Here is a 14,658-nt window from a genome sequence, read left to right as displayed (position 1 = left end):
TGATTAAGGTTAATGCCTAAGCCGTAATTTAAATTAATGATTAATGCTTGCACTACTTGGAGGTTATCATGCTTAGCATGTTATCTAGGGAGTCAATGAGTTTTTGAGCATGCTCCCTAGTGTGTAGTATTGATGGCAGTAGGTGAGACATGTGCTCAGTCATGTATAATATGTTGTTAATCCTCATGTACAAGTGCATTAAATCATATAACTGCTCATTAATCCTAAGCTGGTAAGCCTCCCTAACGTTAACCGGCTTACTCCTAGTGAAGTGAATCCCAATCATACTACCCACCCCAGTGACCCAACATAACCTATCATGAGTCTCACAAACCTCATTCATCCTCCTCCTAGCCCAATCCCACAGTGAATTCAACTGCTCATAAACCCCCCTATTACTGCTAAGGTAGTTAACTAACGTATAGCCTGCAGTTAAGGTAACTATGTTGCCTGTGAATGTGCCACCGTGGAAGCTCCTCGACTTAGCGTCTGGTCTCTTAACCTGGTTAAGAAGCTCCATCACCTCTGCATTAGATACTATTGCACCAGCACCTGGGTACCCGCCTCCAACTATTTTACCCAGGGTAACTATATCAGCCTTAACGTTAAAGTACTCCTGCCCACCACCCAGAGCAAGCCTGAACCCAGTTATCACTTCATCAAGTATGAGTAATGAACCATACTCACTGGTTAACTCCCTGACACCACGTAGGTAATTGGGCTGAGGTTCAATACAACCCCCTGAGCCTAACACTGGTTCTATTATTACTGCCGCCACATCATGGGTCTTCAAGGCTTTCTCAAGGGCGTTTAAGTCATTGTAAGGAACCACCAGGGTGTATTTAATGTGCTCCTCGGGTAAGCCCAGGCTCTCAGGGCCCTCGAAGGGTGGGTTAACACCAACGTGTAGTGCATCGTAGCCACCGTGCCAACCACCCTCAATCTTAATAATGTATCTACGACCAGTGTAGGCTCTGGCAAGCCTAACAGCGTACATGTTGGCTTCAGTACCGCTGTTTGAGAACCTGACCATTTCAGCATTGGGCACAACCTTAGTTAGTAATTCAGCGTACTCCACCTCAAGGGTGTTGGGGTAGCCTAGGTGTGTTCCATTTAACGTAGCCTCATTAACAGCCTTAATAATGAAGTCAGGTGAATGACCCATTATATGGGCTCCATGGCCCATCCAGAAGTCGACGTAGGAATTACCATCCAAGTCCCATACTAAGACACCCTTAGCCTTAGTGACGTAGATTGGGTATGGTTTAAAGAATCTTACCTGGTAAGTAGTACCACCTGGAAGCACCCTGGAAGCTCTCCTGAAGAATTCAGCTGACTTACTGGTCTTAGCCGAGTACTCCGCCTCAAGTCTCTTTACCAATTCCTGAACCCTATCCTGTAAATTCAGCATACTTAACAATCAGGGTTAGCTTAAATGATTATTAACGGTTTCTGCATTATTATGTCCTCAGCATTAATGAATCTCATTTATAATGCTTGTGAAGTACTCATTAATTAACCTATCCATTATTAAGGCTAACTCCTCATCATGATCCTTAATAACTTTAAGCAACTCGGTGAGCAATCGCCCATTAACCTTATCCTCAAGGCATTCCTCGTAATACTCATTATAAAGCCTACTTAAGGCCTGCATTGAATTAATGGCGATACCATACTTAGATAAAACCCTACCCTCCTTCTCAATATGACCACCTAATACCCTCACTAACCTGCTGCAGTTAACCTCACCCTTAACTGTACTTAGGATTAACTTAGCCAGCATTATGTGTTCAACCCTTAGGACGGATAAGTACGTTGAGGTTAAGTCAAAGATATCATTAATATTCATGACCATTATCAACCATAAAATGGCTTCTGAGTCATGATATTATTAATCAGTACACCTAAGGGTGGTGTGTAGCCAGCGATGTTCTCATCCACCACGGCAACACCACTAACCCTATTAACACCAACCAACACTAAGTCATTTGGTAAAACATAACTACTAGGGGTCTGTAGACCGTAGGCCCATGAGAGGACGTCAAGCATGAATGATAAGTAGTTGCTGACTGTTAAGTTAAATTCCCTGTAGCATGCAGTGTAGTTAACGCTTACGCCTAAGTTAGATAATTCACTAGTCATGTTACTTAGGGTTATGTTTAAGGCAAGGGTGGAGTTCTCATTAACCTTAAGGCTAAACCACTGAAGGAACTCCAGTGATGCTGTTTTATTAACATTGTAGGTGCAGATGTATAGTGGTAGGAATTTCTGAAGAACACTACCGCTGTTGTAGTATGATATTGTGTTAGGAATTACAATTAAGTTAACTTCACCGCTCTTAATCATGTTCATTATTGTTGAATTAAATACATTGTTTAAAGTGTAGTTAGCGTCATCGTAGGGGTTAAGGAAGTAGATTACCCAGATTGGTGCGGATGAGTTACCGTACTGTAGACCCATGGTTGAGGACATGTTAATTATATCACCTATATGTTGATTAAGCACTGTGTAGGTTGGTGTGAAGTCAGGGCCCTTACTGGGTTTAAACGCATGGGCAAATACTGAGAAGACTACTGCTGCCGCTATTACTGCAATGGCTATATACGTTATGAGGGTATCAGTGTTCATTAGTGGCTGCCTTAGGTTAGGATTTAAATGTTTTAGCCAAATATAGTTGTTAACATTATTCACCAAGACTAATGAATCCTTAAGCATACACATGTAGCAGGAGGTTGAAATTCCGTCGAGACGCACGCGGGGTTACTTGAGTAACCTTGAGTATCCTCAATGAGGTATGGACTAAATATAGGGAAGTGAGCATGAGGTTCAATAGCCGGCAGGTAAACCTAAGGCTTAGGTATTAAGTAGTGCACTTAACCATGCTGTAGCCTGACGCCTTCCTTAGACGATTCATGATTGCTAACCCAATCCCAACCTCAGGGTAACCCTCAGCCACAGCTAAGTCAACATCCATTGAGTCAATTAACCTAAGGGAGTGAAAGAGATTCTTAGCCACAGTGTATAAGTTGCCCCTTGACCCAGCCTCAATGACCTTAAACCCAGCCTTCACGTAAGTACTGCATGTTTCACTACTACAAAGCACCACAACCCTCTTCCCTCTCTTAACCTCATCACTAGCTAGATCCAGAGTCAACTTAACTAAGCCATCTAGGCTACTGCACTCAGTTACAATGAGTGGTTTATCCGGGGCATAGTGCCTATACTTCATGCCTGGGGCAAGGGCCTCCTTGAATTGACCAAGCCCAAGGGCCTGTTCAGGTACTTTGATTTCCCCGAAAATCCTCCTCAACTCCTCCACGGTGAATGGACCAGGCCTATAGAGGACTGGGGGCTTCTTGGTGTAGTCTATTATTGTTGACTCCACGCCGAAGAATGTTTCACCACCATCAATTATTAAGTCTATCTTACCCCAAAGATCCTTTATAACATGCTCAGCCCTAGTCGGGCTGGGCTTACCAGATATGTTTGCACTGGGTGCTGATATTGGTGTACTCTCCCTTATTAAAGCTAAGGCCACTGGATGAGCAGGCATCCTGACCGCTACGGTGCTTAATCCACAGGAGGCGACTTCACTAATTCTACTACTCTTCCTTAAAATAACCGTTAATGGACCAGGCCAAGCCACCTTAAGCCTCTCCTCTAATTCACTGGGAATATCCTCAGCTACTTCATAGAGTTGATTAAAGGATGATATGTGAACTATGCTTGGATTATCCATGGGCCTATTCTTAACGGCATAAATCCTCCTAATTGCATCATCATTATAGGTTGATGCACCAAGCCCGTAAACAGTCTCAGTGGGGAAGGCTACTAAACCACCCTTAAGTATTACATCTGCCGCAATCCTTATGAGAGCCATATCAGGGTTAACTGCATCAACCTTAATTAACCGTGTCATGATGCAGTACATAAGCATGATGGGGTAATAAAACTTTACTCACCTGGCTCACTTGAATTTAATGCTAATTCATAGTATTGAATAGTGATTCAATATAATTACATATCCCAAGTCTCATGGAGGTGAGGGTAATTGAGTTGAAGACCCAACCTATAATCCACCACTAGGCTAATGAAGTGATGAGGATGAAGACAGTAAACTCAAGCTGATGAACTACTCCAAGGAAACCCTCAATTCCCCCTAAGGTAAGGAGAAGGTATCTTCGCGTAATATGATGTGTTTTCCCGGTATAGTAGAAAACTATTTATTCCCTAGCAAACAACTTATGTTAATGTTTTCTAATTTAGACGCACAATACATGAGTGGATCTTATGGTGTAAGCATGTCCGCAACTTACGTTGGTAATCCTGGTTATATTACTCAGGAATTTACTAATTATTTACCGATTAGTATCAATATCGATAACAAATTCGGTAATATATTAATAATCGTAAGCAATAAATCACCAATTAAGTCAGAGGAAGGGTTGGCCTTTGTTACAGTGGGTATTGATGAGGAGGGTAACCTAGCCTACATTAGTATTGAGCCTGAGGATAAGGAGTTAGCATCATTCGTAAGCAGGATTAAGGCAAGTCATTGGGCGGATAAGGCCTCATAGTGGTTTTAATGTATAATTACCTTGATTTAGACTTTGAAATAATCTCAATAAAGCCTATAGTTATTAAGGCATTGGTTAATGATGAAGAATTAATAATTAAGGCGTATCCAGTGGTGTTTAAGGTTCTTAAGTATGAAGATAAATACTCAATATGGGTAAATGTAGTTGTCTCAGCAAGGACAAATAAGCCAAGGCCTGGTCCCCAATGTAACCCAAGCGTTATAATGAGCAGGCCGGCAAAGGCTGAGAAAATAGAGGTGATTAGTGATGGCAACTTAAAACTTAGATTAAATGATGGTAGTGAAAAAATGTAATAGTGAAACCAACAAACATTTCATTCTACCCAGATTACAGGGATCAAGCTGGTGTACCGTGTTTAATGCTTAATTGGTCAGTGTTCTGGCAATGATTAATCCATGTGAGTTACCAAACCATGCGAAGCAAAGACTCAACCTAAGAATCCATAGAATTAAGGAATAGTGGAGTATGCGTAAATGATTTTGAACAGGAAATTAAAAAGGCGATAGAATATGCGTGCAATAGGGAATACACTAGAATTAGAGATGACCAATACATTTACTGCGCATCCATAAGTAAATGCACTGGTACTGTGCTCATAGTGATATATGCTTACCAGGTTCAGCTCCAGAAAGTCGAAATAATTACAATAATACCTACTACAAAGGATAAAACCATTAAACGGTATTGTAATTAAATATGGAGTTGCATCAATGACCCCCTCGTCTTAAGGAGTAAGCACATCACCATTAATCATGGCAGGCTTAGCCAACCATCCCAGGGATCCCTTATGGGTTGTTTACTTAAGTTTCCTTACAATTCCTTATTGATTCAAGGTATTTAAGTGAGTCAGCAATGTATCTGGCTAGTGGATTCTTAGTTGATTCACCCTGGCACTTATACATTAATAATGCGCCCCTGTAGGCTTCTTCATAATCCTCAATGGGTATCATAAGTACCATAATTACGTTACCTCCACTCACACCAATCTTAACCCTAAGACCCATGGTTTAATTGCGCATGTGTCTTAAATAAGTGTATCAGGTAAAAACATGGTTAGCTTTTTAAACGATTAATGAGCAGTTCACGGTTTTAATTCATTGAGCCTTAGCCTCAAGCCTACTAACCCTATCCACCAGCCTCCTCTGCTCCTCCCTAACCTGCTCAATCTCCTCCCTCAACCTAGCGTACTCAGTACCCTTACTCAACTGCTCCCTTATCTTAACGGCAACATCCCTAGCATACCTCCTAAACCTACCGCTTAACTCAGCGGCTATGAAACCTGGGGCTGCGCCTGAGGCTATGGAATCTAGGATTCCTAGGAATCTCGGATCCATGGAGTACTCCACTGCGCTTAAGGCTGATGAAGCAACCCTCATGTACTGATCCCTTAGAAGCTCCATTAACCTATCGTAAACCCGCCTATTATCCACGAACCTACCCAGTAATTGCGCAGCAGTAGCCCTCACTAGGGTTGGGTAACCTAACTGTGTATACCTTAGGATTACTTCAACCGCATCATCACCACCCAGTTCAGCTAAGCCTCTTAATGCACCTTGAGTAATAACGTTATTATGGCTTGGGTAATCAAGAGCCTTAACTAATTCATTAAAGTAATCCCTAATACCAATTTTACCAAGAGCCTCAGCCGCATTGGATCTAACGTAGTAACTTTCCCCACTATTCACTAAAATTGAGGCCAACACCTTAGCAGCGTCACCATTACCCTTAAAGTTACCTAAAGCCTCAACTATAGCGCGCCTAACCCTGGGATGCTTCTCAACGTTAAGGGCATTAATAAGGGGCTTGACGGCGTCAGAAACCCCAAGTTTACCCAATGCCCTAGCAGCCTCAGCCCTAACACCCCAGAACTTATCATTAAGTAAAGCCTCGGTTAAGGCTTCAATAGACCTTAAGCTAGTATCCCTAGCCAATGACTCAATGGCCTCAAGCCTACAGGCCACGTTACTACTCCTCAACTCAGCCCTAGTCTCCTCAACACTCTTACTGCTGGTAACTGATTTAATAGCCACCTTAAACCCTGGATCAAGGCAAATGTAGGCTGGCCTCCCCTTAACAGGTAGGTAGATGGTATTGTCCCTTGACTCAAGGTTAATCTTAATTAACTCAGTTGAGCCATCTTGGTAACCAACCTCCAGTTCAATGGGTATTCTGTAAACTGGGTACGAGTCCTCACCCTGGGTTTGACTAATATTAATCCTTAAGTAGCCTGAATCATAACTCCACGAGTACTTGATACTAGGGTGACCGGCTGAGTAGACGAATTGATTAAAGAACCAGTCAAGGGGCCTGGCCGCAGCCTCCTCCATAACCCTCCTGAAGTCCTCAGTCTCCGCATTACCGTAGGCGTACCTGGTTAGGAACATGTTAATACCCTTCCTGAAGTTTTCCTCGCCTATTATGTTTCTTAACGTGTGTAGTACTAGGGAGCCTTTCTCGTACGTGTGCCTATCAAACATCTCCTCAGGGTACTTATATAGCTTGGTTACAATGGGTCTTGAGTAACGTCTATACTCGTTGAGATAGGCCTTAAGGTTATTGTAGAGTTCGTATATGAACTCATCAAGACCCTTAGCGTGCATTGTGTATAATGCCTCCATGTACGTTGCGAAGGCTTCATTAAGCCAAATATTACCCCAATCCCTAGTAGTAACCAAGTCACCAAACCACTGATGAGCCAACTCATGAGCAACCAAACCATCAGAGGAAAAATCCTCTGAACCAGGGCAGGGGAATTTAGCCCCAGGGCATTGGGCATGTTCATCATGAAGCGTAGTATCAGTTAATATGGTTACAGTAGTATTCTCCATACCGCCGCCGAATTCACTTACAACGGCATGCTTATAGTTTGGCCATGGGTATTTAACCCCCGTGTACTCACTGAAGAAGTTAATCATATCGCATATCCTGTGGAAGCTAAACTTAGCTAACTCACCGTAACCCTTAGGCACATAGTGCTCAACCTCAATACCCCCGCAGTTATCCTTAATCACGTCGAATTCAGCGGCTGCGAAGGCTATTAGATATGAGGAGTGCGGCTTATCCAGCCTCCAATGCCAAAGAGTCTCCCCACCTAAATCTCTACTCTCAACCAGGTAACCGTTCGATACAGCGGTGAGAGGCTTAGGTACTATTATTGTTAATTCACTGGTAAACTTCATGCTTGGGTAATCAGGCAATGGTATCCAGTAGTGATTATCCTCACTTTCACCCTGAGTCCAAATCACAGGTCTCCTATTGGGGTAGTGTTCATCAGGCAGTATGAAGTGTACACCATTCCTTGGCTTAGCGCTATAACTTATGGCTACTGCAACTTCACCACCCTTATTTAAGTAAACCCTCAGTGAACGCCCATCATACTCAAAGCGCGTTGGTGAATCATTAACAGTAACCGAGGTTATGTTCATTTCCGCTGCATCGAAATCCAAGTAACCCTTATCATTAATCACATTAATGATGTACCTTGCATCGCCTTGAATGGATTTTTCACTTAAATTCAACCTAAGGGTTAGGCTTAAGTGCTTAATGATGTAGCCGTAGTACCTCTGGTACTGTGGCTCATAGTCTGGGTAAGTGAAACCCCTACCCATTAGGTATGTTGCCTTCTCAAAGGACATGTATTAGGGGTTACTAAGACCTAATTAAGCATTACCAGCATTAATAATGCTTTTAAGTCACAGCCCCAGTGTTAATTATGGCTAATGCCCAATTCAGGGAGGTGGTTCAAGTAGCCATGGTTGTTCCAAACATAGAGGCTGCCGTTAAGGCATGGGCTAAGATACTTAATGTTAATGAACCGCAAATAATTGAGACTGAGGAGTGGGAGAAAACTGGAATGAGGTTTAGAGGGGTTCCCTCAAGGGGTAGGGCTAAGTTAGCCTTCTTTAGGTTAAATAACATAACTATTGAGCTTATTCAACCGGTGGGTGAGCCAAGTACCTGGAGTGAATTCCTTAAGAAGCATGGGCCGGGAATACACCACATAGCCTTCAACGTGGGTAACATTGATGACGCCGTTAAGGAGCTACTTAGTGTTGGTGGTTCAGTGGAGCAGGATGGTAAATTTAAGGGTGGGGGTTATGTTTACGTTGATGCTAAGGGGAGTTTAGGCGCTATGATTGAGTTGCTTTACCATGAGAAGTAATGGGTTGGTTTAATTTATGAAAAAGCTTATAAAATCCATGCCTATAATGTTAACTAAGCCCCGGTAGCTCAGCCTGGGTGGAGTGTCCGGCTCATAACCGGAAGGTCCCGGGTTCAAATCCCGGCCGGGGCATCAGTGTGATTTATTATTAATGTTAAAATACTGCCTAATCAATGATGCGTAATAAGTAAACACTGTCGTTGATTTAAGGCTTACTCCTTTACTACACCTTCTATTACTGCAAGCTTCCTAACCCTCTCAACGCCATTAATCCTCTCTATGAATTCCCTTACTGGTTCAGGAACCAGTGAAGTCCACTCCTTCTTACCAAGAGCCATCAGTAACCTAATGTTAGTGCCGCTTAACTTCTCCTTATTGAATAACGGTGTATTGAATACTGGTATCTTCCAGTATGATAATGCCAGTCTCGTGAACTCATCATTACTGTAAATTAAGTCGAAGCTTGGGCAGTAATTCCTAACGTAGGAGAACCATATTGATGCCAAACCACCTGTATCAGGTATTGTGCATATACTGTACTTAACGTTAATTGAGTCAAGCGCCTCAGTTAACATGTCTATCCTCTCACCGGCGGTGAAGGGGTTTTTGAAGGTGAAGGATTGGTTTGATGAACCTATACCCACTATTACCCTATCCACTCCATCCTGCTTAAGCACCCACTCTATTGCGCTTAAGTGCCCTAAATGAACCGGTTGAAACCTACCTATGAACAGTGGCCTCACTTGGATCAATTGGCTTTTCTAGAGGTGTTTTTGTGCATTATGGTTGAGCATAAAATTATAATAGGTTTAACACCTTAACTGAAAGAACCCTTAACCGCAGTTAGGCTAGTTGAGGTGGTGGTAAGTATTCATCTTCCTTAGCCGCTGCCTCCTTAACCTTGTTAAGCCTCTCGGGCTTAAGTAATTCACCGAAGACTTCAGGCCCAATGCTCCTTAACTGCACTATAACCTCAAATAGCTCCCTCTTAAAGGCAATTGGGGTTTCCTCAATGAATCCCCTAGCGTCAATCCTAGCCCTTGGGAATTCCTTAAGGATCCTTTGAGCAGCATCATCAGGTACATTAAGTTCAATAACCTTCAAGTATCCTCCATAGAGGTCCTTAACAATACTCTCGAGACCAGTACCCCTTATCCTCTCAAGCCTTGCCTTATCTAGGATAACAGCTATCTTGTAGGGCATGCCCATCACCTCCTACTGCTCACCTCCATTGGTTTTAAGTCAACTTCAAGCTCCCTCTCCTTTAACTCAAGGTACTTCTTGTTGACGAATGGGTAATTGTAAATCCTCCACCACTTAACAATAACCCTATAGACCTCAGGCCTAAATATTATTGGTGGTGGCTCAATACCCTCCGCAATCAAACCCCTAATAAACGAGCCACTGAACCTCTGAGCCACGTCAACATGACCACACGTATCACTGTACGCAATTTCCCCACACTTAGGGCAGTACCAAAACTCCTTAATGTTAACCGGCCTTATCTTAAGCCCCTTATCAACATCATAGGGCGGTGCAGGCAGGCCGAAGCTTGGTATACCCTTCTCCCAAAGTATCTGAGTTGAGTATGGATCATAATAGTCACCTACAGCTGCATGATCCCTACCAAACATGTGATGTGTACAACCCATGTTCTGCCTAATTATACCGTGAAGGAGTGATTCAAGTGGGTTCCCGTACCTCATGTCCCATAGGGTCATTGTAACCATATGCCTCCTCGGACTTATGTAACCATACTTATTAACTGCCTCATGACCCTCAAGTATAGCCTCATCAACGAAGTCCCCAAGTCTCTTAGCCCCTATTATTGCGTTAACCAGTATGCCGTGGCATGGCTCAATATCACCCATGTATGCTGCGTTCTTCATTAAATGCTCATGGCCAGTGTGCGGTACGTTCCTAGTTTGATGCGCAATCACTGTTCTCCAGCCCCTATTCCTAATCTCCTCACGGGACTTAGCTGGTGGGTACCAGAACCTGTTGTAAGGATCCTTGAAAACCGGTTCATTAATAACATACACCCTGCCTGCTAGGGCTAGGCCAGTCATACTCCTGTATATTAACCAGCCTGGGTGCTTCTCATCAAACCTCCTCTTAACAACCTCAGGGTTCCTTTCAGGTGTACCGAACGTCCTATCAGCAATATCCCTGGGATCAAATCTCCAAACCTCATCAATGTCAAGTACTGCAAAGGGCTGACCCTTAAGCCTAAGCAGAACCCTATCACCCTCCTTTACACCCAGCTTCCTCAAATCTTCTTCACTTATGTCGAATATTATCGGGAATGGGAATAACCAACCATCAAGGAGCCTCCTCTCCTTAAGCACGTTCTCAACCTCATTCCTACTCATGAACCTATCCAGTGGGCTGAAGAAGCCGTAGGCTATGCTCATTATCTCCCTGTAAATATTCCTAATGGGGTTACCGTCAATAATACTCCTCGTGGGCTTTATGTCGTATGCCGGTGCCCCAGCAGCCATGCTAATAGCCTTACCCTCATCCCTAATCACTGCATCAACAAGCTTCCCCCCATGTGGAGGAGGAGTCTGAATCTTTAGGCTCACCGGCATCACCTCATGGGAATTCGATTATGTGAATCACTGGGACTTTCCATAACTCCCACCTACCAGTCTTTGCATCATACCTTGAGTTAACGAAAACGTGCCAATTCTCATCATCCAATGCTGGGTAATCCGCCCTAACGTAGTATCCTGGCCACCTGGTTTCCTTCCTGAATAACATGTGCCTAACCACAGCCTCAGCGGTCAGTATCCTGTGCCAAAGCTCCCAAGTCCTCATTAATTCATGCCAATCCCGGGCAGCAGCGTAATTAATGAAGTCTTCCTTCAGGAATTGCAGTAGTTCAATAGCCCTATTAAGCATCCACTCATTTGTAGTATACATTGTTGACCAACCGCCAGCGTACTCATCCATAATCTTCTGAAGCCTGAATAGGCCCTGCTTCCAGTAAATCTTACCAGGGTCCACTGGATGCATGGTGCTTGGCCCAGTTACAACACTATACCTCCCCTCCTCCCAACGCTCCAAGGGCTCCACCAGCTTACTAATCATTGAGTCAACCTGCCCCTTATCAATGTCAATACGCTCATCACTGTGATCCATAAGGTAAAGCACAGCAGACTTAGCTGCAAGTCTCCCCTCAGTGAATGAGCCACTACTGAACTTATGCGGATTAGCACCACATGCATCTCCAGCACAGAATAAGCCATCTAACGTAGTCATCCTATTATAACCCCAGTAGTACTGGGTTCCCCTATCATCAGGTAACCCATCAATCTTCCTCGGTGATAAGTCCTCAGGTCCACTTGCCCATGCACCACACTCAGTGGCGTGTGAACCCATTACGTAGGGTTCAGTGGTTATTACCTCATATGGTCTCTCAGAGGGTTCATGGTTCTGCCCGGCCCAAATGGCGACTTGGCTTATGGTCATGTCCAGGAAATCCTCGAAGGCAATAGCCTCACTATCAGTACCCTTCTTAACGGTCTCATCAGTCCTCATTAGGCTTGGCCCCCTGCCATTAATCCACTCAAGGCGTTGGGCGTAAACCCTAAGTGTGGTTGGGGTTATGGGTAAGTCAACGTACTTACCCTTACCACTGTAGAGTTTCCTAATCTCCTCAAGGTGCGGCTTCCAGAAGTCCTGTCCATTAACATTACTTATCCTGGTCTTCAACATTAATTGATAAGCCCCCACTGGTCCATATCCATCCTTAAACCTGGGTACAACGAACCTAGCCTCAAACATCGTCATTACTGCACCTGATTCAATCATCATACCGTATGATGAGGCCGAGGACCATGGCGGGTACCAGCTCCTACCAAGTCCCTCACCCTGTGACCTAGGCCTATATATTTGTGAACCACCGCCTGCAGCCATTATGATTGCCTTAGCCTTAAAGACGTAGATTGTTCCATCATTAACGTTGAAGCCTAATGCACCCGCAACCCTATTAGGATTACTGGGGCTCTTCAGTAGGTGAGTTACCATTACCCTATTCATTATGTTATCATCACCAATAGCCTTCCTAGCTGCCTCAGCCACAATTGCCTTATAGGATTCACCATGAATCATTATCTGCCACTTACCCTCACGTACATAGCACCCATTGGGTGCAGGCCATATGGGTAATCCCCATTCATCAAACAAGTGCACCGTTGAGTCAACGTGCCTAGCGTAATCGTAAACCAAGTCCTCCCTCACAATACCCATTAAGTCACCCCTAACATACTTGACGTAATCCTCAACAGTATTCTCCTTGCATTTTAAGCCTAGGTAAGTGTTTATTGCGGATAACCCCATTGCCACTGCGCCGCTCCTATTAATGTTAGCCTTCTCAGCAAGCACTATCCTACAACCCCTACACCAGTACTTAGCCTCCCAAGCAGCCCCAGTTCCAGCCATGCCTCCACCGATTATTAATATGTCTGAGTCAACCTGCTTAACCCTGGTTCTAACCATACTAATCACCTCACCTCAGCCTTAACCACCTCAGGTACCTTGTAGGTGGGTAACTCAACACCAAGTTTATTGCCGCCTAACTTATCATGCTCAAAGGATAAGTATGGCGTCCTCAGCAACTCCCTTGGGGGTTCTGGGTACTCCTCAGGGGGCTTTATTGAATTCCATGGTTTAGTCCTTATTGGGAAGACGAAGTGCTTAACACTACCATTCCTATACCTAATAGTCCAGTAAACCCTATTAGTCTTCTCATCCCTATAAACCTCAACTGAACCACCCAATGGCGTGAAGTCTGCGTAACCCCTTATCTGCACCGCACCCTGTGGGCAGTGTTTAACGCAATTGTAGCATTCCCAGCATGACTCAGGTTCAATGTTAACGGCCTTCCTACCTAATACACCTGACTTAGTGAACCTCATTATGTGGCTTGGGCAAATGTTAACACAATCCCCACACCCAGTGCACTTGGCGGGGATTACGTAGGACGGCATCAGCTGGTCACCTTGGGCTTATGTGCAGGGTGATGTGAGTGAAGAGCCTTCTCAGCTAATTCACCGCTCCATGGGCCAAGGAGCCTAGGTTCAATACCCCTCCAAGTCCTATACCTATCATAGACCTGCCACACGTACATGTATATGGCGTGCCCAAACTTAGTCCAAGGCATTGTGGCGAACATGAGTAGGACAATGATTATGTGTACGCTGAAGGCTGACTCAACCGCTAAGTAATTACCAGGTATTGTTAACTCAACACCCATTACCCCAAAGCCACTTAGGGCTGTTAGGAAGGCTAACCAAAGGAAGACGTCAGTTAAGGCTGATTCATTAATAGGCATGGTTCCCTGCCACCTAGCCACCATCATTAATACGAAACCCACCACTATCAATACACCGCCAAGGGCCCCGGTTCCAATGACTGCGTAGGGTCCTGCTTCACCCAGTTTACCACCGGGTATGAATGTTGTTGAGTTAACCCACTCATCAAATGCGAAGCCCAGGGTAGTGGATACTGCAGCCAATACGAAACCCCACCAAACCAATGCATGCGCAATAGCCTTAACCCTAGGCCTACTGAGGTATGATGCTTGACTGTGGCATGAGGTCATTGGTGCACCGTAGAATGGATATGCGAATGCAGCGGCTAAGGCCGCTAATAAAGCACCCCCACTACCCCAGTTGCGTGTGGGTCCTTTTATCGGTATGAAGTTGCCTAGGCTGGATAATGATAGTATGCCTCTGCGTATTTGTATAATGAATCCTATGGCCATTTCAATGAGAAGCCCAACAGCGCCTAGTATTATCCACTCATGTGGTATTGGTATTTTTAACTCGATCATACAATGAGGGATTAGTTAATTTACCTTAAATGCCTTAACAATATAAGCCTACCCTTCGC

General features: G+C 44.2%; 15 protein-coding genes and 1 tRNA gene. 4 read left to right on the top strand and 12 right to left on the bottom strand.

Features of this window, described 5'->3' with window-relative positions; genetic code table 11:
* Window positions 1–52 precede the first annotated feature (52 nt).
* The 4 genes from CMAQ_RS01465 to CMAQ_RS01450 all read right to left on the bottom strand — a co-directional run bounded on the left by CMAQ_RS01465 (window position 53) and on the right by CMAQ_RS01450 (window position 3,919).
* Window positions 53–1,411: an aspartate aminotransferase family protein gene (locus CMAQ_RS01465; protein ID WP_012185352.1), complete on the bottom strand. Its 1,359-nt coding sequence runs from the start codon at window positions 1,409–1,411 to the stop codon at window positions 53–55.
* 63 nt (window positions 1,412–1,474) lie between these two features.
* Window positions 1,475–1,849 carry a hypothetical protein gene (locus CMAQ_RS01460; RefSeq protein WP_156769810.1) on the bottom strand — a complete coding sequence of 125 codons (375 nt, stop codon included), beginning with the start codon at window positions 1,847–1,849 and terminating at the stop codon, window positions 1,475–1,477.
* Window positions 1,850–1,857: 8 nt separating this feature from the next.
* Window positions 1,858–2,628, bottom strand: coding sequence for a hypothetical protein (locus tag CMAQ_RS01455; protein WP_048062604.1), 771 nt, complete (start codon window positions 2,626–2,628; stop codon window positions 1,858–1,860).
* 232 nt (window positions 2,629–2,860) lie between these two features.
* On the bottom strand, window positions 2,861–3,919 hold the full coding sequence (locus CMAQ_RS01450) for an L-threonylcarbamoyladenylate synthase (protein ID WP_048062603.1): 1,059 nt from the start codon (window positions 3,917–3,919) through the stop codon (window positions 2,861–2,863).
* A gap of 331 nt (window positions 3,920–4,250) precedes the next feature.
* Here CMAQ_RS01450 and CMAQ_RS01445 point away from each other — a divergent pair, with 331 nt between their 5' ends.
* Together CMAQ_RS01445 and CMAQ_RS01440 are read left to right on the top strand one after the other, a co-directional pair.
* Window positions 4,251–4,577 (top strand): hypothetical protein, encoded by a 327-nt coding sequence (locus tag CMAQ_RS01445; RefSeq protein WP_232203782.1) that lies wholly within the window; start codon window positions 4,251–4,253, stop codon window positions 4,575–4,577.
* An 8-nt stretch (window positions 4,578–4,585) separates the two neighbouring features.
* Window positions 4,586–4,891: a hypothetical protein gene (locus CMAQ_RS01440; RefSeq protein WP_012185347.1), complete on the top strand. Its 306-nt coding sequence runs from the start codon at window positions 4,586–4,588 to the stop codon at window positions 4,889–4,891.
* A gap of 507 nt (window positions 4,892–5,398) precedes the next feature.
* On the opposite strand, the gene CMAQ_RS01435 is transcribed toward CMAQ_RS01440, so the two are convergent.
* Complete coding sequence (locus tag CMAQ_RS01435; RefSeq protein ID WP_048062601.1) at window positions 5,399–5,602, bottom strand: hypothetical protein; 204 nt, start codon at window positions 5,600–5,602, stop codon at window positions 5,399–5,401.
* Between the two features lie 90 nt (window positions 5,603–5,692).
* A complete protein-coding gene (locus tag CMAQ_RS01430; protein ID WP_012185346.1) occupies window positions 5,693–8,233 on the bottom strand; it encodes a M1 family metallopeptidase in 2,541 nt (846 codons plus the stop codon).
* Window positions 8,234–8,310: 77 nt separating this feature from the next.
* On the opposite strand from CMAQ_RS01430, the gene CMAQ_RS01425 reads away from it, so the two are divergent.
* Together CMAQ_RS01425 and CMAQ_RS01420 are read left to right on the top strand one after the other, a co-directional pair.
* The gene (locus CMAQ_RS01425) at window positions 8,311–8,760 is read left to right on the top strand and encodes a VOC family protein (RefSeq protein ID WP_012185345.1); all 450 of its coding nucleotides are present in this window, start codon (window positions 8,311–8,313) and stop codon (window positions 8,758–8,760) included.
* Between the two features lie 57 nt (window positions 8,761–8,817).
* Window positions 8,818–8,892, top strand: a tRNA-Met gene (locus tag CMAQ_RS01420).
* Between the two features lie 80 nt (window positions 8,893–8,972).
* Here CMAQ_RS01420 and CMAQ_RS01415 read toward each other — a convergent pair.
* The 6 genes from CMAQ_RS01415 to CMAQ_RS01390 all read right to left on the bottom strand — a co-directional run bounded on the left by CMAQ_RS01415 (window position 8,973) and on the right by CMAQ_RS01390 (window position 14,599).
* Window positions 8,973–9,503, bottom strand: a complete 531-nt coding sequence (locus CMAQ_RS01415; RefSeq protein ID WP_012185344.1) for a nicotinamide-nucleotide adenylyltransferase — start codon at window positions 9,501–9,503, stop codon at window positions 8,973–8,975.
* Window positions 9,504–9,603: 100 nt separating this feature from the next.
* Complete coding sequence (locus tag CMAQ_RS01410; RefSeq protein ID WP_012185343.1) at window positions 9,604–9,963, bottom strand: DUF6955 family protein; 360 nt, start codon at window positions 9,961–9,963, stop codon at window positions 9,604–9,606.
* Between the two features lie 5 nt (window positions 9,964–9,968).
* On the bottom strand, window positions 9,969–11,345 hold the full coding sequence (gene sat / locus CMAQ_RS01405) for a sulfate adenylyltransferase (protein ID WP_012185342.1): 1,377 nt from the start codon (window positions 11,343–11,345) through the stop codon (window positions 9,969–9,971).
* Between the two features lie 10 nt (window positions 11,346–11,355).
* A complete protein-coding gene (gene aprA / locus CMAQ_RS01400; protein ID WP_012185341.1) occupies window positions 11,356–13,263 on the bottom strand; it encodes an adenylyl-sulfate reductase subunit alpha in 1,908 nt (635 codons plus the stop codon).
* A 5-nt stretch (window positions 13,264–13,268) separates the two neighbouring features.
* Window positions 13,269–13,754 carry an adenylyl-sulfate reductase subunit beta gene (gene aprB, locus CMAQ_RS01395; protein WP_012185340.1) on the bottom strand — a complete coding sequence of 162 codons (486 nt, stop codon included), beginning with the start codon at window positions 13,752–13,754 and terminating at the stop codon, window positions 13,269–13,271.
* Window positions 13,754–14,599 (bottom strand): hypothetical protein, encoded by an 846-nt coding sequence (locus CMAQ_RS01390; RefSeq protein ID WP_012185339.1) that lies wholly within the window; start codon window positions 14,597–14,599, stop codon window positions 13,754–13,756. The genes aprB and CMAQ_RS01390 overlap by 1 nt, the downstream gene beginning before the upstream one ends.
* Between the last annotated feature and the right edge of the window lie 59 nt (window positions 14,600–14,658).

Origin of the sequence: Caldivirga maquilingensis IC-167, from assembly GCF_000018305.1 — an archaeon.
Taxonomy (GTDB): Archaea; Thermoproteota; Thermoprotei; order Thermoproteales; family Thermocladiaceae; genus Caldivirga; species Caldivirga maquilingensis.
This window is presented reverse-complemented; position numbering and strand designations above follow the sequence as displayed.